Annotated in this window: 17 protein-coding genes; 12 read left to right on the top strand and 5 right to left on the bottom strand. The window is 40.3% G+C overall.

What is annotated here, in order from left to right; genetic code table 11:
• A partial coding sequence (locus AC6F75_RS01765; protein WP_500713204.1) for a putative LPS assembly protein LptD occupies nt 1-1,430 on the bottom strand: 1,430 nt, incomplete at its 3' end.
• A 138-nt stretch (nt 1,431-1,568) separates the two neighbouring features.
• Between AC6F75_RS01765 and AC6F75_RS01760 the strand changes: the two genes are divergently transcribed.
• From AC6F75_RS01760 to AC6F75_RS01735, 6 genes are all read left to right on the top strand, one after another.
• Nucleotides 1,569-2,666 (top strand): N-acetylmuramoyl-L-alanine amidase, encoded by a 1,098-nt coding sequence (locus tag AC6F75_RS01760; protein ID WP_500713203.1) that lies wholly within the window; start codon nt 1,569-1,571, stop codon nt 2,664-2,666.
• 64 nt (nt 2,667-2,730) lie between these two features.
• Nucleotides 2,731-3,681 (top strand): MlaD family protein, encoded by a 951-nt coding sequence (locus AC6F75_RS01755; protein ID WP_500713202.1) that lies wholly within the window; start codon nt 2,731-2,733, stop codon nt 3,679-3,681.
• Nucleotides 3,682-3,706: 25 nt separating this feature from the next.
• A complete protein-coding gene (locus tag AC6F75_RS01750) occupies nt 3,707-5,032 on the top strand; it encodes a 4Fe-4S dicluster domain-containing protein (RefSeq protein WP_500713201.1) in 1,326 nt (441 codons plus the stop codon).
• Between the two features lie 59 nt (nt 5,033-5,091).
• A complete protein-coding gene (locus AC6F75_RS01745) occupies nt 5,092-5,526 on the top strand; it encodes an LNS2 domain-containing protein (protein ID WP_500713200.1) in 435 nt (144 codons plus the stop codon).
• Nucleotides 5,527-5,643: 117 nt separating this feature from the next.
• Entirely contained in the window at nt 5,644-6,435 is a 792-nt protein-coding gene (locus AC6F75_RS01740; RefSeq protein ID WP_500713199.1) for a heterodisulfide reductase-related iron-sulfur binding cluster, read from the top strand.
• 66 nt (nt 6,436-6,501) lie between these two features.
• On the top strand, nt 6,502-6,984 hold the full coding sequence (locus AC6F75_RS01735) for an ABC transporter ATPase (RefSeq protein WP_500713198.1): 483 nt from the start codon (nt 6,502-6,504) through the stop codon (nt 6,982-6,984).
• Between the two features lie 15 nt (nt 6,985-6,999).
• Here AC6F75_RS01735 and AC6F75_RS01730 read toward each other — a convergent pair whose 3' ends face one another.
• Nucleotides 7,000-7,284: a hypothetical protein gene (locus AC6F75_RS01730; RefSeq protein WP_500713197.1), complete on the bottom strand. Its 285-nt coding sequence runs from the start codon at nt 7,282-7,284 to the stop codon at nt 7,000-7,002.
• 229 nt (nt 7,285-7,513) lie between these two features.
• On the opposite strand from AC6F75_RS01730, the gene AC6F75_RS01725 reads away from it, so the two are divergent.
• From AC6F75_RS01725 to AC6F75_RS01715, 3 genes are read left to right on the top strand one after another with little or no spacing between them, the layout of a single operon-like run.
• Complete coding sequence (locus AC6F75_RS01725; RefSeq protein WP_500713196.1) at nt 7,514-10,432, top strand: glycoside hydrolase family 3 N-terminal domain-containing protein; 2,919 nt, start codon at nt 7,514-7,516, stop codon at nt 10,430-10,432.
• A gap of 14 nt (nt 10,433-10,446) precedes the next feature.
• The gene (gene bshA, locus AC6F75_RS01720) at nt 10,447-11,589 is read left to right on the top strand and encodes an N-acetyl-alpha-D-glucosaminyl L-malate synthase BshA (protein ID WP_500713195.1); all 1,143 of its coding nucleotides are present in this window, start codon (nt 10,447-10,449) and stop codon (nt 11,587-11,589) included.
• On the top strand, nt 11,589-12,032 hold the full coding sequence (locus AC6F75_RS01715) for a protease complex subunit PrcB family protein (RefSeq protein WP_500713194.1): 444 nt from the start codon (nt 11,589-11,591) through the stop codon (nt 12,030-12,032). Before bshA ends, AC6F75_RS01715 begins: the two co-directional genes overlap by 1 nt.
• A gap of 93 nt (nt 12,033-12,125) precedes the next feature.
• On the opposite strand, the gene AC6F75_RS01710 is transcribed toward AC6F75_RS01715, so the two are convergent.
• The gene (locus AC6F75_RS01710; protein ID WP_500713193.1) at nt 12,126-12,611 is read right to left on the bottom strand and encodes a hypothetical protein; all 486 of its coding nucleotides are present in this window, start codon (nt 12,609-12,611) and stop codon (nt 12,126-12,128) included.
• Between the two features lie 140 nt (nt 12,612-12,751).
• On the opposite strand from AC6F75_RS01710, the gene AC6F75_RS01705 reads away from it, so the two are divergent.
• The 3 genes from AC6F75_RS01705 to AC6F75_RS01695 all read left to right on the top strand — a co-directional run bounded on the left by AC6F75_RS01705 (nt 12,752) and on the right by AC6F75_RS01695 (nt 18,390).
• Nucleotides 12,752-15,676, top strand: a complete 2,925-nt coding sequence (locus AC6F75_RS01705; RefSeq protein ID WP_500713192.1) for an FAD-linked oxidase C-terminal domain-containing protein — start codon at nt 12,752-12,754, stop codon at nt 15,674-15,676.
• A gap of 193 nt (nt 15,677-15,869) precedes the next feature.
• The gene (gene aroC / locus AC6F75_RS01700) at nt 15,870-16,934 is read left to right on the top strand and encodes a chorismate synthase (RefSeq protein ID WP_500713191.1); all 1,065 of its coding nucleotides are present in this window, start codon (nt 15,870-15,872) and stop codon (nt 16,932-16,934) included.
• A 10-nt stretch (nt 16,935-16,944) separates the two neighbouring features.
• Nucleotides 16,945-18,390, top strand: a complete 1,446-nt coding sequence (locus AC6F75_RS01695) for a cation:dicarboxylate symporter family transporter (protein WP_500713190.1) — start codon at nt 16,945-16,947, stop codon at nt 18,388-18,390.
• Between the two features lie 23 nt (nt 18,391-18,413).
• On the opposite strand, the gene AC6F75_RS01690 is transcribed toward AC6F75_RS01695, so the two are convergent.
• Nucleotides 18,414-18,818 (bottom strand): DCC1-like thiol-disulfide oxidoreductase family protein, encoded by a 405-nt coding sequence (locus AC6F75_RS01690; protein WP_500713189.1) that lies wholly within the window; start codon nt 18,816-18,818, stop codon nt 18,414-18,416.
• Nucleotides 18,819-18,950: 132 nt separating this feature from the next.
• A partial coding sequence (locus tag AC6F75_RS01685; RefSeq protein ID WP_500713188.1) for an endonuclease MutS2 occupies nt 18,951-20,518 on the bottom strand: 1,568 nt, incomplete at its 5' end.

The raw sequence follows: 20,518 nt of genomic DNA, 5'->3' as shown, positions 1-20,518 counted from the left end.
GCATCCCTGAACATTTCACTTTTAAAAAAAAGCGAATCGGTGGTTTGCATCCTGTTTTCGGCCGTGACATCATATTGGAAATTGATGTTTTGTATTGCCCCTTGTTTAATCCCAGTTTTTGGGGCGAAAGGAAACACCCGCGACATACTGGCTGTAACGTTTGGTAATGTCAGGTTTATTTGTTGTGTATTGGTGTTTTGAGAATGCGTTCCTGCAAGACTTACATTCACCTGTGGCTCGCCCTGAAAGGCTTTAGAATAGGACACCGAAGAGCTTAATGTATTATTTAAGAAATTCGCCGTATTCAATTGATTGATAGATTCCTGATAATATCTACTACTTCCCAGGTTAACAGAAGCGGAAAAGCGAGATGTTGGATTTGACTTGGCATCCTGACTGTGTGACCAGCGAATGTTATAGACAGATGCTTCCGAGAAATCTGGGAAGCCGCGTTCACTGTTTAAAAGCCTTTCATACCTGAAATTGAGGTTTCCGCGAAAGCGGTATCGCAAGGCATAATTGGACTCGGTTCGCACTCCGTAACTGCCGTTAGTGTAATAATCGCCCAAAGTGAGCAAATCCACATAGTCATTAATGGCAAAATAGTAACCCCCGTTTTGGAAAAAGAAACCGCGGTTGTTGTTTTCACCAATAGTGGGAATTACAAAGCCCGAAGCACGGTCTTCCTCCAGCGGGAAATAGCCGAAAGGCAGCCCCAGCGGGGTAGGCACATCGGCAATGTACATATTGGTAAGGCCTGTTACGATTTTCTTTTTAGGGACAAATTTTACTTTACGCGCATAAAAATAATACTCGGGATTGTCGATGTCTTTGGCAGTGGTAAATATCACATTTCCCAAATACACCACCGAATCGTTTTCGCGTTTGGATATTTCGGCTTTGATTTTAAATTCGCCTTGTTCGGTGCGGGAATTGTAAATCAGCGCCTTGTTGGTATCATAATTGAAGCGAATGGAGTCGGGTTCAACTTTATTGGCTCCCTGGACAAAAACAGGCATTTGAGTGTAATTGCCCAGCGAATCTACGATGCCTTTGGCATACACTTCCTTTTTGTTGTAATCCATAATAATAATCCCGGCATCGATGCGCATATCTTCATAAATCACATAAGCCTTGTTGTACATATAGATTTTATTTTCCTTTCGGTGCATAAAAACATAGTCTTCTCCAAAATAATCCACTACATCGGCAAGAATTTCCTGTTGTGGCCTTATAGTATCAAGAACAATGGTATCACTTACAATTTCACTGATTTCTCCGTTAACTAATGGCTGAGGTGAAACAATGGTGTCGTTAACGGCGGGGATGGGGGTTGAGGGGTTAATACCAATTTCCTGTGCGTGAGAAAAACAGTGACTCAGGAACAAAAAAAGAAGCAATAAAACTAGATGAAGTTTATTTGTTTGCAATGGTAATAATCCTATTTTTGTAAAGCTATGGCTTAATTGTTGAAGTGTCAAAATTAAACATATTTTTCGGGTATCTTTTTATGAGCCGTCAAATTTTAAAATATTAACCAAACTTGTTGCGTTAAATTGTATATGAAAATGAAAATCTGCCCATTTTTCGTCTTGTTACTTACCTTGCTTTTTACCATTAACGGGACCTTACTTTTCGCACAAAACGCTAAATTCAAAGTGGTTTTAGACGCCGGTCATGGAGGCAGTGATAGTGGGGCTTCCTATCATGGTTTTAAAGAAAAGGACATTGCACTGAATATCACTCTGCTAGCAGGGGGTATTTTAGAACGACATAAAGACATTGAGGTGGTATATACCCGTAAAACAGATGTTTTTCTTGGTTTAAGAGAACGCGCCGATATTGCCAACAAAGCCAATGCCGATTTGTTTGTGTCCATTCACGCCAACGCTGCCAGAAACACGGCTGCTTATGGTGCTGAAACTTTTGTGCTGGGGCTTCACAAATCACAAGAAAACTTTGAGGTGGCCAAAAAAGAAAATCAGGTGATTTATCTCGAAGAAAACTATGAAGAAATCTATGGCGGTTTTGATCCCAGTTCGCCGGAATCACTTATAGGGCTTACATTGATGTCGGAAGTATATCTCGATCAAAGTATTGAAGTAGCTTCACTTGTTCAAAACAATTTCACCCAACATCTCAAACGAAGAGACCGCAGTGTTAAGCAGGCAGGTTTCTGGGTGCTGCACAACACCTATATGCCCAGTGTGCTTATTGAAATGGGCTTTGTTTCCAATAGAGAAGAAGGCACTTATCTTAATTCCCGTAAGGGACAACAAGAAATGGGGCAAGCCATTGCCGATGCCATTATTGACTACTACAACAGCATAAAATCTTCCTATACCACGACCACAACAACCCGTCCGCCGGTTGACAGTAATGTGCCTGTGGTCATCAAAAGTGAAGTATATGAAGGCGTGGTCTTTAAAGTGCAAATTGCCGCCAGTTCGAGAAGACTGGACACCAAGCCATCCAATTTTAAGGGCTTAACAATGATCAGCAGGGAGCAAGAAGGCGATTTGTACCGCTACTTTTACGGAAGTACATCAGACTATTTACAAATTAAAGAATTGCAAAAAGTGGCTAAAGAAAAAGGATATCCATCAGCTTTTATTGTGGCTTTTAAAAATGGAAAGCGTGTAAACTTGGCTGATGTTGTAAATTAGAAGAGTTTTAACCTAAGGGTTTTATTATTATTCATAAATTTGTTATTTAACTAAACCAACATACGTGAAATTATCTAAAGAATTAAAAACCGGGTTGCTTGCAGTTTTTGCCATTTCCACTTTTATATTGGGTTACAATTACTTAAAAGGCTCTTCATTGTTTCAAACTGACCGTGTTTTTCATGCTGTTTATGACAATGTAGAAGGTTTGGGTGTTTCATCGGCCGTAAACATCAATGGATTTCGTGTAGGAAAGGTACAGAGTATCGAAATTGATCAAAAAACCGGTTTGATGGTCGTAACATTTAGTATTGAAAACGACTTTGAATTTTCCAAACAAAGCATTGCCCGTATATATGGTGGAGGTATCATTGGCGGGAAATCAATAGCTATAGTGCCCGATTACTCATACACCGATATTGCCAAAACAGGAGATACTCTTAAAAGCCAGGTGGAAGAGGGAATCATGGAACTGGTCAACGATCGGCTTTCACCCCTGCAAACGAAGATTGAAAATGCCGTAGTGAGTATTGACAGTCTGATGTATGCCATCAACGATGTGCTGGATGAAAACTCACGAGAAAACCTGAGAGGAAGTATAGCCGATTTAAATGGCATCACCACATCATTTGCCGTGTCGTCATCCAAACTCCAAAGTATACTCACAACCAACGAAGACAAACTTAACCGTACATTTGAAAACCTCGATACTACCGCAGAAAACTTTGCCGCTCTTTCTGACTCCCTTTCACAACTCAATCTGAGTAAAATGGTGGATGAACTTGAAGTGACTATTGCCAATTTTAAAACACTCTCAGAAACCCTGAATAACGGTGAAGGCACTTTAGGTAAACTGCTCAATGACGATACTCTTTATCATAATCTTGAATTTGCCGCCAGACAACTGGAAGAATTACTGCAAGATGTCAAACTAAATCCCAATAGATATATTAATATTTCTGTGTTTGGTAAACGCAACATTCCTTACGAAAGACCCGAAAACAGAATAGATTAGCGGCGTTTAACAATTAAATATCCCTATGAATTACCTTCCAAATATTCTCTTTCTCATTGCCCTTTTTATTGCTGTGGGCTATTTTGCTCAAAACGTATCGCGACTAAAGCGAAATATACTTTTGGGGAAAGATACCGATGTTTCTGACAATCCCGGTCAACGTTTTAAAAACCTGTTGATGATTGCCTTTGGGCAGTCCAAAATGGTCAAGCGTCCCTTTTCGGGCTTTTTGCACTTTATTGTGTATGTAGGGTTTATCATCATCAACATCGAGATGCTGGAAATCATCTATGATGGGCTTATCGGTACTCACCGTGCCTTTGCCATACTTGGCGGGTTTTATGATTTTTTAATTGCTTCGTTTGAAATCCTAGGAGCTTTAGTGATAGTGAGCGTAGCAATTTTCTGGTTGCGCCGGAATATCCATAAAGTGAAACGGCTCTTTCATCTTGATTTAAAAGGCTGGCCCAAAAATGACGCCAATTACATCCTTTACATAGAAGCGGTATTGATGGTATTGTTCCTTACCATGAATGCTGCTGACTACACCCTTCAACAAGCCGGAACCGAAGGCTATACTCAGGCAGGAAGTTTTCCTGTCAGTCAATACATCGCCCCTTTATTCAGCGAAATGCAACTCAGTTCAGTTATTGTTGTTGAAAGAATAGCCTGGTGGTTGCACATATTGGGAATCTTATTTTTCTTAAACTATCTCTACTACTCTAAGCATTTGCATATCCTGCTTGCATTTCCAAATACCTACTACGGCAGATTGAATGTCAAAGGGCAGTTTACCAATAACCCGACCGTTACCAACGAAGTGAAAATGATGATGGACCCCAATACCGATCCATTTGCGGCTCCGGCAGAAGGCAGTGAAGCTGTAATGCCCGAAAAGTTTGGCGCCAGTGATGTAATGGATTTAAACTGGGTGCAGTTACTTAATGCCTACACTTGCACAGAGTGCGGCAGATGTACTGATGAATGCCCTGCAAATATTACCGGCAAAAAATTATCGCCGCGTAAAATTATGATGGATACCCGCGACCGATTGGAAGAAGTGGGAAAAAATATCGACAAAAATGGCGAGTTTGTGCCTGATGGCAAACAATTATTGGATGATTATATCCTTAGGGAAGAGTTGTGGGCCTGCACCACTTGTAATGCTTGTGTGGAAGCCTGCCCGGTGAGCATCGATCCGCTTTCCATTATTATGGAAATGCGACAGTATCTGGTCATGGAACAATCAGCTGCACCAACCGAACTTAACGTGGCGATGACCAATATCGAAAACAATGGGGCACCATGGCCTTACAACCAAATGGATAGATTGAACTGGAAAAATGAGTAATTGATAGACGTGAGATATAAGATTTAAGATATGAGACTTGAGAAAAAACGAAAATGAATATGAAGAAAAACAACACCAAACATCAATTGCAAGACTTAAAAGAAGGAGGAAAAAAGGTAAGCCCGGTTTTGCCAAAGGAAGTTAAAAACTACTTGATAGATATAGATGGAACTATCTGTGACGATATTCCCAATGAAGAGTCCGAAAGAATGTTAACCGCAGAGGTATATCCTGATGCTTTAAAAACGCTCAACAAATGGTTTGATGAAGGGCATATTATTTGCTTTTTTACTTCTAGAACTGAAGACCACAGGGCTTATACAGAACAATGGCTTAAAAAACATGGTTTCAAGTATCACAGCCTGTTAATGGGAAAACCTCGCGGGGGCAATTACCACTGGATTGACAACCATTTGGTGAAGGCAACACGTTACAATGGAAAATTTACCGATTTGGTTGAAAAGAAAGTCACCATTGAGGTATTTGAGGATTGATTGAATGAAAATTCCAATTTCAAAATCGCCAAATTCCAATTTAGAGGTTTGAAATGAGTTTTTTACAAATAACATATAACAATTAACCAATAACGAATAACAAAAATATAAACTGTTATGAGTGAAACGATGAATGTACCTACAATGGCCGAATTTTTGGCACAAGGCAAGCAGCCCGAAGTTTTGTTTTGGGTGGGTTGTGCCGGGAGTTTTGACGACCGCGCCAAAAAAATAACCAAAGCTTTTGTGCGTATTCTAAACAACACCGGTGTGGAGTTTGCCGTATTGGGAACCGAAGAAAGTTGCACCGGCGACCCGGCAAAACGTGCCGGCAATGAATTCCTGTTCCAAATGCAAGCCATGGCAAACATTGAAGTGCTTAATGCTTATGAAGTGCAGAAAATCGTCACTGCTTGCCCGCATTGTTTCAATACGATCAAGAATGAATACCCCGAACTGGGAGGCAACTACACAGTGATGCACCACACCCAATTTCTGAAAAACCTGATAGAAGAGGGTCGCCTGAAAGTGGAAGGGGGAAAATTTAAAGGCAAACGCATCACCTTTCACGACCCTTGTTATCTGGGCAGGGCCAACGGAGAATATGAAGCCCCGCGCGAACTTCTGGAAAAACTTGAAGTCGAACTTATCGAAATGAAACGGTGCAAAACCCGCGGACTCTGCTGTGGAGCCGGAGGAGCACAAATGTTCAAAGAACCCGAAAAAGGTGATAAAGACATTAATATAGAACGTGCCGAAGAAGCCATTGAAACTCAACCGGAAGTCATAGCTGCAGGCTGCCCGTTTTGCAACACCATGCTCACTGACGGTGTTAAAGCCAAAAATAAAGAAAACGAAGTACAAGTAATGGATGTGGTGGAAATGATTGCCTCAGCTGACGATTTGTAGTTTTAGGTTTATTGTTTGTCATTTATAGTTGAACCTTGAGCCTTGAACTTTTTACCTTAAACTTATATGATAGTAGATTTTAAAGAATTACCCGACCATTCCCGCATCTGGATATACCAATCCGGCAGGAAGTTTAGTGATGAAGAAGTTGCCCTTTTGGAAGGACGGCTAAAGGAGTTTTTAATTCAATGGACGGCTCATGGGCAGTCGCTGGAAGCGGGATTCGAAATAAAATACAACCGCTTTATAATCATTGGGCTCAATCAGGACAATGCTTCAGCGTCAGGATGTTCTATTGATGCTTCTGTACATTTTATACAGCAACTGGAGCAGGAGTTTAATACTGACCTGCTGGACAAAATGAATGTGACCTACTATAACGGTGACTTCATAGCCTTTAAACCCCTCAACGAGTTCAAAGCCATGGTCAAGGCCAAATCCGTTTCCAAAAAGACTATAGTGTTTAATAACCTCGTCAACACCAAAGCCGAATATATTGACAATTGGGAAGTACCGGCTGAGGAGAGTTGGCATGTACGGTTTTTTTAAAGTGGAATTAAAGATTTAATACCCCGCAAACGGACTTCCAAAAATTCCGACGGCCAGCTCTGCCCAAACAAGAAAGAATACAAATAAAACCGCACCGCAAATCAGTATTCTTGATTTAAAACTTTTAAACCTTCTTAAGATAAGTTCGCACAACAGGCCGGTTGTCAGTAATAAAACCCCCATAATGAGAAAGTCAGTGGCATTCCAGTTTACTTCAGCGGTAAATTGCATAGCAATGAGCGGAGTCAATAAAAGGACAGCTACTGCAGCAAGGATAAGAATTAGTCTTTTGTTTTGCATTTGGATGGAATTGGTTCTACTTAAGGTGATTAAGCTTTTAGTATTAAAAGTAGTAAAAAAAAGAATGTCGTCTCTACAGAATTTGTGTTCCGTAAGCAAAATTATATTTTCAGGCATACAATACTTTATCATCCTGAAAGTTAAATTAGTTGAATAGAAGCTTAATTTAGTACCTTTGTTACAGCTCAATAGTTTTAAAGTTTAGCACAGTTTTTGCTTTTCAAGTTTTATGAATAAAATCCTTGTTACCGCCGCATTTTTCTTTCAGATCGCCGTTGTTTTTTCGCAACAATTACACCCGCTACATGTGCTTGACGACCTTGAAAACCAACAAAAATGGGTGGATAGTGTATACAATTCGCTTACATTGGAACAAAAGGTGGGGCAATTGTTTATGGTGGATTTGTTTTCATCTGACCCTAAGACCAATACAGACAGGGTAAGGCGTTTGGTTACAGACTATCATATTGGAGGGGTGATTTTTTCAAAGGGCGGCCCCGTCAGACAGGCCAAAATCACCAACGACTTTCAAAAAGCAGCAAAAGTGCCGCTTATGATTGCTATGGATGCCGAATGGGGACTGGCTATGCGGCTTGACTCTACTTTTGCTTTTCCGTGGAATATGACTCTTGGTGCCATAGAGGACCTGCAACTCATCTACAAAGTGGGTAAACACATTGGTGAGCACAACAAACGTATGGGTGTACATATCAACTTTGCTCCGGTAATTGATATCAATACTAATCCGAGCAACCCTATAATTGGTAACCGTTCTTTTGGTGAAGACAAAGAAAATGTCACTTTGAAATCTGCCGCCTTTATGCAAGGAATGCAAAGTGTCGGCGTGTTGGCCAATGCCAAGCATTTCCCCGGTCATGGTGATAGCGATACAGATTCGCATAAAACACTACCAACCATTTCATTTTCGCAGCAGCGCATTGATAGTGTGGAGTTGTATCCTTACCGTCATTTGTTCAGTAGGGGTTTGGCCAGTGTAATGGTAGCCCATCTGAATGTACCTTCACTGGAGCCCCGCCAAAACTTTCCCTCATCACTTTCAAAGCCTATAGTAACAGACCTGCTCAAAAACCAAATGGGTTTTCAGGGACTTATCTTTACCGACGCACTCAATATGAAAGGCGTGAGTAATTATACTACACCCGGCGAAGTGGACTTGGCGGCCTTTAAAGCCGGAAACGATGTACTGCTAATTTCGGAAAATGTACCAAGGGCCATCAGCCTAATTGTGGACAGCTACAACAAAGGAGAAATCACCGAAGAGCGCCTGGAACATTCCGTCAAAAAAATACTGATGGGCAAATACAAGGTGGGCCTGCACAATTACAAACCAATAACTACTAAGTTTTTGTATGAGGAGCTCAACACTGCTCTTGATTACAAACTCTATGAAGAGTTGATGGAAAATGCTATTACGATAGTGAAAAACAGCAAAGAAATATTGCCCATAAAAGACATCAATGACAAAAGGTTTGCCTATGTCAATTTTGGCGATGACAACGGACAGCCTTTTTTAAAGCAACTGCAAAAGTATACACAGGTAGATTGGGTAAAAGGTGCATCATTGGATGACTTAATTACGAGACTTAAACCTTATGAAACAGTCATAATTGGTTTTCACAAACCCAATGACAATCCATGGCAAAGTTTTAAAATGACTCAGCGCGAACTTACCTGGATTTACGAAATTGCCCGCACAAACAAAGTCATATTAAGTATTTTTACTCGCCCATATGCATTGCTGGACATCAAAACTACTGCCAATTTTGAAGGTGTAATAGTTGGGTATCAAAACAGTCTTATAGCTCAGGAAATCACTGCCCAAATAATTTTTGGAGCAAGGGCATCCAAAGGGAAATTGCCGGTTTCTGCAGGCGAAGCTTTTCCTGTAAACACTAAAATTACCACCAATTTTCTGGGACGCTTAAGTTATGGCACCCCCGAAAGCGTGGGTATGAATTCTGAGCGCCTCAAGCAGGTAGACAGGTTGGCGCAGCGCGTGGTGAGTGAAGGCATGGCTCCCGGTGTGCAGGTTCTTGTGGCACGTCACGGAAAGGTGTTTTATCAAAAAAGTTACGGCCATCACAAACAGGATAAAAAAACAGTTGTAGAAGACCATCACATTTATGATGTAGCTTCCCTGACAAAAATAATAGCATCAGTACCGATTTTAATCAAGTTGGCTGATGAGGGTGTATTTACACTTGAAAGTACTTTGGGCGAATTAATTCCTGAATACAAAAACTCCAACAAAGCCAATATTTCACTCAAAGAAATGCTTTCCCACTACGCCGGATTAAAGTCGTGGATTCCGTTTTATCAAAGCACTATGGATAGGGTAGGTAAGCGGCCTTCATCAGAATATTACAGAACCTTGCCGGAGCCCGGTTTTACTATTCAGGTTACAGAAAGACTCTTTGCCCGTGATGATATGGAAGACAGCATCCAAAAAACAATACTTGAAAGCGATATAATCCGGCCTGTAAGATATTTATATAGCGATTTGCCGTATTATATTCTAAAAAGATTTATTGAAAACCACTATGGAAAACCTCTGGAAGTTCTTGTTCAGGATGAGTTTTACAAGTCACTTGGAGCCAATTTTACCGGGTATTTACCGACTAAACGCTTCCCGCTGGATATAATACCCCCCACAGAAGAAGATAAAGATTTCAGGATGCAAACTGTTCAGGGTTATGTACACGATCAAGGTGCTGCTATGATGGGTGGTGTAAATGGTCACGCCGGGATTTTCAGTAATGCCAACGACATTGCCAAAATTATGCAACTATTTGTGCAACGTGGTTTTTACGGTGGAAAACGCTATTTTTCACCGGAATCTATGGACAAATTCAACACTTGTTACTATTGCGACAGACAAGTGCGGAGAGGTGTTGGGTTTGACAAACCACAGCTTGGTAATTCAGGGCCTACTTGTGGTTGTGTGTCTATGACCAGTTTTGGGCATTCCGGATTTACGGGAACATATGCCTGGGCAGACCCAGATAGCGAAATAGTTTATGTATTTTTATCCAACAGAACCTATCCTGATGTAAACAACAGAAGGCTCATCAGCAGTAACGTTAGGACCGAGATACAACAAGCCATCTATGACGCCATAGATTATTAATAAAAATAATGCAAATGAAAATAGCTATAGTATGTTATCCCACATTTGGGGGAAGCGGCGTGGTGGCCACACAGTTAGGGACCGAGCTGGCACGACGCGGACACGAAATACATTTTATTACTTATAAACAGCCTGTAAAACTTGAACTCTTGGCCAATCACATTCATTTTCACGAAGTAAACGTGCCGGAATACCCTTTGTTTAAGTACCAACCCTATGAGCTGGCCTTATCCAGCAAACTAGTGGATGTGGTCAAACAGTTTGGCATAGAAATACTGCACGTGCATTATGCCATTCCACATGCCTATGCGGGTTATATGGCTAAAAAAATGCTGACCGAGGAAGGTATTTTCGTCCCTATGGTGACCACCCTTCATGGAACAGATATTACATTGGTGGGCAACCACCCGTTTTATAAACCTGCAGTGACTTTCAGTATCAACAAAAGCGATGTAGTAACTTCAGTTTCCGAAAGTTTAAAAGATGACACGCTTAGGTTATTTGACATCAAGGTGCCCATTGAAGTGGTGCCCAACTTTATCAATCTTGAAAAGTATGACAAGTCAAAGTTTACTGATTGCCAGCGTGAAATTATGGCTGAAAGCGATGAGCTTATCATCACTCATGTGAGTAACTTCAGAAAAGTAAAGCGTATTGAGGATGTGGTGAGGGTGTTTTATAATATCCAGAAAAGCCTGCCGGCCAAACTGATGATGGTTGGTGAGGGTCCCGAAAAGGAGCCTGCGGAAGAATTGTGCATTGAGCTGGGCATTGAGGATAAAGTCATCTTTTTTGGAAACAGTGATGAGGTTCATAAAATTCTTTGCTTTACTGACTTGTTTCTATTGCCTTCTGAAAAGGAGAGTTTTGGGCTGGCGGCACTGGAAGCTATGGCTTGTGGTGTTCCGGTAATTTCCACCAATACAGGAGGTCTGCCCGAAGTGAATATCGATGGGGTGAGTGGTTGCTTAAGCAATGTGGGTGATGTTGATGGAATGACCCAAAGCGCATTGAAAATACTTCAAAACAAAGAAACACATAACACTTTTAAAAAAGGGGCTATTGAAAGTGCCGCCAAATTTGACATTCATAAAATTGTACCACTTTATGAAAAGTTGTATATTGAGTCCTTGAATAACATTAAAACTACCTTCTGATGAAATTTATATCCATATTTGCAACCCTGTTTTTCTTTGCCAACTGTGACTCAACGCGACAGACGCAGTACAATAACCCCAATGCCTCATTTGATACCGTTTTAGAAAGTGATTATGGCGGAAAAGAAGAAAAAAACTATAGGATTATCAAAACCAAAGCTGATTTAAAAAATGAGTTGGCAACATTAAATCTTGAAGAAAGCACAATCAACCGGTTGAATACAGTTGATTTTGACAAACAACTGATACTTTCGCTGCATATGGGAGCCCGTAATACAGGTGGATATGGTATAGAAGTAAGTAATGTTGAAATCAATGGAGATACCACTTATGTAACTATTATTGAAAAGTCTCCAAAACCGGAAGAAATGGTTACTATGGCACTTACACAACCGTTTTGTATAGTTGTGATTGATACTAATGAAACCATTGTTTTTAATTGACAGCTATTGTTTATTCCTTAAATCTTGATTATTATTTAAATAAAAACCCGATGCGATAAACATCGGGTTTGTTTTTATTCAAAAATAAGGTTCTTAAAACTGGTATCTTAAACCTAAACCTACGTCAAATCCTAAATCGTCTCTGTAACGACCAAATCCAACTTCAGGTCTAAAATCCAATGATAGCAGCAGCGGGATATTGAAGTTGTATTCAATACCAATATCACCGGCTACAAAAACAAATCCGTCACTTCTTCTGTCCGGAAATTCATTTCTGTTCCAGCTCACACTTCCTGCACCACCACCAACACCAACATACCAGTTGAAACCACCCTCAATGTTCCATACCCATTGGTACAGACCGGTGAGTTTAAAAGCATCCACATGGCGGCTACTTCTCCAACCTAAACCAAATTCAAGACGGTTGTTATCACTTAAACCTCTTTGGTAGTTGATTTCGGTTCCAAATCCTTTGTTGTCACCAATTCTAACTCCAATGGCATTGTTTGCAATGTTCTGAGCTTCAGCGGTGATTAAAAATCCCACAGCAAATAAACCTGTAAAAAATACTTTTTTCATAATTTGAGTTGTTTTATTAATAGTTCACTGCTAAATTAACTTAATTCATTGCAAATCATTTCACGATTGGTGCCAATATTTAGTTAATAAGTTTTAAAATGTGTTAACGGTAATTTTCTGAATTATTGTACCTTTCGTATGTGAAAGCCACTAAAAACAAAGCATTCAGTGATTTAGCAATTTTGCTTGAAGGGGAGTTATCGCTTGACAATTCCACACGTGCCATGTATGCTACAGACGCATCAGTATACAGGATATTACCTAAAGCCGTTGCTTTTCCAAAAAGCGTACTTGATATTCAAAGACTACTTGAGTTTGCAAATCAAAATAAAATTGGTTTAATTCCTCGGGCTGCGGGCACTTCATTGGCCGGACAAAGCGTGGGAGAGGGCATTGTGGTGGATGTATCCAAGTATATGACCCAAGTTTATGAAATCGATCAGAAGAACAAAACTGCTACAATTGCTCCAGGAGTTATTCGTGATGATTTGAACAGGATACTTAAGTCCCATGGTTTGTTTTTTGGGCCAAATACTTCCACTTCCAATCGCTGTATGATTGGTGGTATGGTTGGAAACAACTCCAGTGGTACTACATCAATTAAATATGGAGTCACCCGTGACAAGGTCATTGAAATGGAGGTCGTTCTTACAAATGGCGAGGCGGTGACTTTTGGCGAAGTGAATGCTGAAACTTTTTTCGCTAAAGCGGAAGAAAACACTCCTGAAGGTAAAATTTACAAATTCATATTTGAATTACTGAAAGACGAAAGCGTCAGGAAAAATATCACTGAACAATTTCCAAAACCTGAAATCCACAGACGCAACACCGGATATGCCATCGACGAACTCATAAAAAACGAAGTGTTTGCCCCCGATGGAAACAAATTCAACCTTTGCAAACTTCTCTGCGGAAGTGAAGGTACTCTGGCATTTACCACAAAAATAAAACTACAACTCGATGATTTACCACCTCCTGCTACCGTTTTGGTTGCCGCGCATTTTGACTCGATTGAAAAATGTATGAAGGCTGTTGTTCCTGCAATGGGGCACGATTTGTATTCCTGTGAGATGATGGACAAGGTCGTTTTAGGTTGTACCGAAGAAAACCTGCTGTACAGGGATTACCGTTTTTTTATTGATGGTGACCCTGAGGCCATCTTACTTCTGGAGGTGAAAAGTGGCAGTATTGAAGATGCCGTTGAAAAGGCCAAAGTGTTGTGTGATGATTTGCATCAAACCGGTCTGGCTTATGCATTTCCAAACCTTCAGGGTAATGACATAGACAAAGCAATGGAGCTTCGCAAAGCCGGGTTGGGCTTGCTTGGCAATATGGTGGGCGACCGAAAAGCAGTGGCCTGTATTGAAGACACGGCTGTTGCCTTAGAAGACCTGGCTGATTATATATCTGAGTTTACCGAATTAATGCGTTATTACGACCAAAAAGCCGTGTATTATGCACACGCAGGGGCAGGTGAAATCCATTTACGACCCATTCTCAATCTAAAAAAAGAACAAGAGGTTAAACTCTTTAAGGAAATTACCACAGCAGTGGCTCACTTGGTCAAGAAATACAAAGGCTCGATGAGTGGCGAACACGGAGATGGGATTGTGCGTTCTTCATTTATCGAAATGATGGTGGGCAGTGAAAACTATACTATTTTAAAAGAAATCAAACAACTTTTTGATCCACAAGGCATTATGAATCCGGGTAAAATTATTGATGCTTACCCCATGACCGAAAACCTGCGCTATGTGCCGGAGCGAAATGAGCCGGAAATAAGCACCCTGATGGATTTTTCGGATTCAGAAGGAATTCTGAGAGCGGTTGAAAAATGCAATGGCAGTGGCGATTGTAGAAAGCCCGAAGCAGCAGGCGGAACAATGTGTCCCAGTTATCGCGTAACCAAAAATGAAAAAGATACCACCCGGGGCAGGGCCAATTTGCTGAGGGAATTTTTGACCAACAGTGAAAAGACCAACCGTTTTGACCACGATGAAATTAAAGAAGTCCTTGATTTGTGTGTGAGTTGCAAGGGTTGTAAAAGTGAGTGCCCATCCAGTGTTGACATGGCGGCTTTTAAAGCTGAGTTTGAATACCAATATCAAATGGAAAACGGAAGCTCTTTGCGCACAAAACTATTCGCGAGATTTGATAACTTTCAGAAAAAGGGAAGTCATGTGAAACCATTGACCAATTTTCTTTTAAGTAATTCACTTACTTCAAAGTTGATTAAAAAATCTATAGGTATTGCAATTAAAAGAAGTCTTCCAAATATATCAACTATTGATTTAAGAAAAGAACACCTAAAGCTTAAAAATCAATTTAATAACAATTTTAAGAAAGTTTATTTTTTTATAGATGAGTTTACCTATTATCACGATGCACACATTGGGGTAGAAGCTCTTGAATTGCTCTTTCGGCTGGGTTACAGTGTAGATTGGGTGAACCACCCAGTCAGTGGCAGGGCATTAATTTCAAAAGGTTTTCTTGATGAAGCCAAAGTGTGCGCTAATGAAAATATTGCTATTTTTAAAAATATAATTTCCACTGAGACCCCTTTAATTGGGCTGGAACCCTCAGCCATTCTCACATTCAGGGACGAATACTTACGCCTTGCCGATAATAAAGAAGCAGCCATAGAAGTTTCAAAAAACGTGTATACCATTGATGAATTTTTGGCTTCTGAAATTAAAAAGGGCAATATCACTAAAGAGCAGTTTACTTCAGAATTCAAAATCATAAAACTTCACCTGCATTGCCATCAAAAGGCTTTGTCATCAGTCATGCCTACGTTTGAAATTCTAAATCTACCCGAAAACTACAAAGTAACAGTAATTCCTTCCGGTTGTTGTGGAATGGCGGGTTCATTTGGTTATGAGGCAGAGCATTATGAAATCAGTATGCAAATGGGGGAGTTGACCTTGTTTCCGGCTGTTAGAAAATCAGCGAATGATGTTTTGATAGCCGCAACAGGAACAAGCTGCCGTCATCAGATTAAAGACGGGACTAACAGGATAGCATTGCATCCGGTGAGTATTCTACTTCAGGCACTTAAAAATTAAAATGATATCCTGTTTTCTTTTCAAGTAGAATCAGGTTTGCATAAAATTTCGCAACTAATTGGCTTTATATGGTGCTTCCGGCAACGTTTTCATTAGATTATCAACCTGCATTGAATATTACAGAATGATTAATTACAGCTTTATTTTTAAATCTGTGTTTTAAAATTTACATTTGTTGTAACACTACAGTTTTATGACAGGCAATTCTTTTGGAACACATTTTAAACTCACAACTTATGGCGAATCCCACGGGGAAGCCATTGGCGGGACAATTGAAGGTTGTCCTGCTGGTTTGAAACTCGATTTGGAAGCCATTCAAAAAGAAATGCAGCGCCGCAAGCCGGGCCAATCCAAGATTGTTACACAACGCAAAGAAGAGGATAAAGTGATTTTCCTTAGCGGAATATTTGAAGGAACCACCACAGGAACACCCATCGGGTTTCAGATAAAAAATACTAATCAAAAATCAAAAGACTATTCTCATAACAAAGATGTGTATCGACCTTCACACGCTGATTTTACTTACGACAAAAAATACGGACTGCGCGATTACCGCGGCGGCGGAAGATCCTCTGCCCGCGAAACAGCCAACTGGGTTGTTGCCGGAGCGATTGCCAAACAATTAGTCAAAGAAATTGAAATCAATGCCTTTGTTTCCTCTGTGGGGGATGTTTTTATTGACAAACCCTACCTGGAACTCGATTTTTCCAAAACCGAAACCAATGCTGTTCGTTGCCCGGATAGAGCTACTGCCAAAAAAATGGAAGCCTTTATCAAACAAATCAAAAAGGCCGGCGATACCGTGGGCGGTACGATTACGTGTGTGATTAAAAATGCACCCATTGGTTTGGGCGAACCCGTTTTTGACAAATTACACGCCCGATTGGGGCAGGCCATGCTAAGTATCAATGCTGTAAAAGGGTTTGAATACGGCAGCGGATTTTGCGGAGCACGAATGAAAGGAAGTGAACACAACGATATCTTTCAGCAAGATGGAAGCACCAAATCTAATTTAAGTGGCGGCATACAAGGTGGTATCAGCAACGGTATGGATATTTACTTTCGGGTAGCCTTTAAACCTGTGGCCACGATTATGCAAAACCAACCCACAATTGATAAAGAGGGCAATGCAGCCGAAATTCAGGGGAAAGGCCGTCACGATCCTTGTGTAGTCCCACGTGCAGTTCCAATAGTTGAGGCGATGGCTGCTTTAGTGCTGGCTGATTTTTATTTGATGGATAAACTTTCGAAATTATAATTTAAAATACATGAAAAAACTCGCTCTACACTGGAAAATAATCATCGGGATGGTATTGGGTATCCTTTGGGCATTGCTCTCAAGCACTATGGGCTGGAGTGCCTTTACCATCAACTGGATTGACCCGTTTGGAACGATTTTTATCAATTTGTTGAAACTGATTGCAGTTCCATTGGTTTTGTTTTCCATTATAAGTGGCGTGGCCAATATCGGTGACCCTAAAAGTCTGGGCCGAATGGGCGGAAAAACCCTGCTGATTTACCTACTCACAACAGTTATGGCAATCAGTTTGGGCTTGTTACTGGTCAACACCATCAAACCCGGAGAATTGATTGACGAACAAAGTCGTATTGATAACCGTATCAGTTATGAAATTTGGGCGTCCAATCAAGGATATGAGTTGAAAGATGGCATCAACTACCTTCAAGACCCGGCGTTTATGCAACGCGCGCAGGAAATTTCTGAATTAACTAAAAGTGAACTGCAGGAAGTTTCTCTTTCAGACAGGCTTGAAACGGCTAAAAAACGCAAGCAAACTTCGCCTTTACAACCATTGGTGGATATTGTCCCTGACAATTTTTTCTACTCACTTTCCAACAACAGTTTGATGCTGCAGATTATCTTTTTTGCCATCTTTTTTGGTATGTGCTTACTGTATATTCCAAATGATAAAGCAAAACCTGTCCTCAATGTTGTTGACAGTATACTGGAAGTTTTTTTGAAAATGGTCGATCTGGTGATGCAAGCAGCACCTCTCTTCGTCTTTGCATTGCTTGCTGGCGTTGTAAGTAAAATGGCGGGTGATGATATTGGAAAAGTCGTGGAGATTTTTAAAGGCTTAAGTTGGTACTCTTTAACGGTATTAATCGGGCTGCTACTGATGATATTTATTGTTTATCCCCTGATATTAAAGGTTTTTGTAAGGAAAATTCCCTATAAAGGATTCTTTAAAGGAATGAGCCCTGCGCAAACCCTGGCGTTTTCCACATCAAGCAGTGCTGCTACACTTCCGGTAACGATGGAATGTGTGGAGGAAAACCTGGGCGTGGACAAAAAAATAACCAGTTTTGTGCTTCCCATTGGGGCCACTGTAAATATGGACGGAACGAGTTTATATCAGGCCATAGCTGTGGTTTTTTTAGCACAAATGCATATGATAGATTTGACAATAACACAACAATTGATAGTTGTTGCAACAGCTACTTTAGCTTCTATCGGTTCTGCTGCGGTGCCCAGTGCCGGACTGGTAATGTTGATTATTGTATTGGAATCGGTGGGGCTGAATGCTGCCTGGATTGCCATTATTTTTCCGGTTGACAGGATATTGGATATGTTCCGAACTGTTGTAAATGTAACCGGTGATGCTACAGTTTGTTCAATAATTGCTGATGGAGAAGGGATGTTAGACTACAAGCCTGTTGAAGATCCCTCTGAAACATTTGAGGTGGAGAGTTAATTTTCACTGACTTGTGAATTGATTTATAAGAACTTGGCCTTTAACTCAGCGGTGGGAATCATACAGCTTTCTTTTTTACCAAACCATTTGTAACGGTTTCGGGCAATGATGTCATAGCCCCAGTTTCTTATAAAAACCGGCAAAATCATAAAACCATAGAACAGGGGATAACCCCCTTTTAAATGGCGGGCAATTTTTAAGGCAGCGGTCGATTTAACATAGTATTTATCACTGTCAAGTAAAAGAATAGAATCCACTTTTGAAATGTCAATTTGGTGTTTTTCAATGAGTTTTTGACCTTCTTCCGATTGAATGGCAGCAAAGCGAAACACATCTTTTTTATCCCTTTTGATGATAAACACCACAGTGCCGTTGCAGAGATTGCACACCCCGTCAAATAAAATGATTTTTTTGTTTTCGGTTGACATGCTGCAAAGTTATCAATTTAATGAGAGAATGCTGCTGTTGTATGTTTTAAAACATTAAGGCATTAAGAAGTATTAAGAAACATTAAGAAAATCACACCCAACTAACCTTAATTTCTTAAAGGTTCAAAACTGCTATTCATTCTTCTTTCTTTCCACAAACTCAAGTTCGCTGACGGAGACATTTGTGGTAAACATCCCGTAATTTACTGTGGCCTTTTGTTTTTCGATTTTGTCGATAATACCGACTGCGCGGCCGTCAGGCATTCTTACTTTGTCGCCCACTTTGAGTTCAACTTTGGGTTTGTTTTCTTCCTTTTGTTTTGAAATGGCTTTTTCTTTTTTCTTTTTCTCGCGAATGACCACTACTTTTTCAATCACTTCTTTTTCAACTTCTTTCTCTTTGATTTTTTGCTCCTTTTTTTCTTTCGGGAGTACTTTTTTGCGTTTGGAATTTTCAACCGTTACCAGTTTCATAAACTCGTCAAGGAGTTGTTTCTTCTTTTTGTTATTGAAGAAGTTTTCTGCCAATGCATCAATCTTTTTACCCAGATAAATCAGCTTCTGATTGTTGTCATACAATTCCTGAAAGCTTTCCAGCTTTTGCTGGATTTTGGTATTGATTTCTTCCAATTGTCTGGTTTCTGATTTGGCTTTGACCTCTTCAGTTTTTAGTGTTTCTGTGGTTTTTCTGATTTTGGCGCGTTCCTTTTGTAAATCAGCTATGGTTTTGTCAAAACGCACTTTACTGCGTTCAATTTTCTTTTTGGCCTTATTGATCAGGCTGTAGGGAATCCCGTTTTTTTGGGCGACTTCAAAAGTAAACGAACTTCCGGCTTCACCAATGTGCAGTTGATACACCGGCTCCAGCGTTTGCTGATTGAATTGCATATTGGCATTTACGGCAAAGGGCAGTTCATTGGCAAGCATTTTTAAATTGGAATAGTGAGTTGTAATGATGCCAAAAGCTTCACGTTCATAAAATACTTCCAGAAATGTTTCAGCCAAAGCACCACCGAGTTCGGGATCGCTCCCGGTTCCAAATTCGTCAATGAGAAACAGTGTTTTTTCATTGCACTTTTTTAAAAAACGATTCATCATTTTGAGTCTGTAGCTGTAGGTGCTTAGATGGTTTTCAATGGACTGGTTGTCGCCAATGTCGGTAAGGATTCGGTCAAAAAAACAAATCTCACTTTTCGGGTCAACCGGAATTAAGAAACCGCTTTGAAACATCACTTGAAGTAAACCTACCGTTTTTAGAGTAATGCTTTTTCCTCCCGCGTTAGGCCCTGAAATGACTATGATTCGATTTTCATTAAAGAGTTCCACAGACTGCGGATAGGTTTTTTTGTTCAACTTTTGGTTACCAACCAAAAGTATAGGGTGGTAAGCATCTTTTAAATACAAACGCTTTTCAGTTGAAACGATGGGCAGGCAGGCATTGATTTTTTTGGCATATTTTGCTCTGGCTGCTATGGTATCAATATCAATTAATAACTTCTGATAAGCAGCAATGTGTTCTTTGCTTGGCCTGATTTGGTTGGTGAGTTGCTTCAGGATTTTTTTGATTTCCTCTTTTTCGTCAAACAGCAGGTTGGTGAGTTCTCTGGAAAGCTCCATTGTAGCCGCAGGTTCAATAAAAATAATGCTTCCGGTTTTAGAAGTACCTAAGGCAGCACCTTTAACTTTTTTGCGGTGCATTG

The organism is Planktosalinus sp. (assembly GCF_059864935.1).
This window is presented reverse-complemented; position numbering and strand designations above follow the sequence as displayed.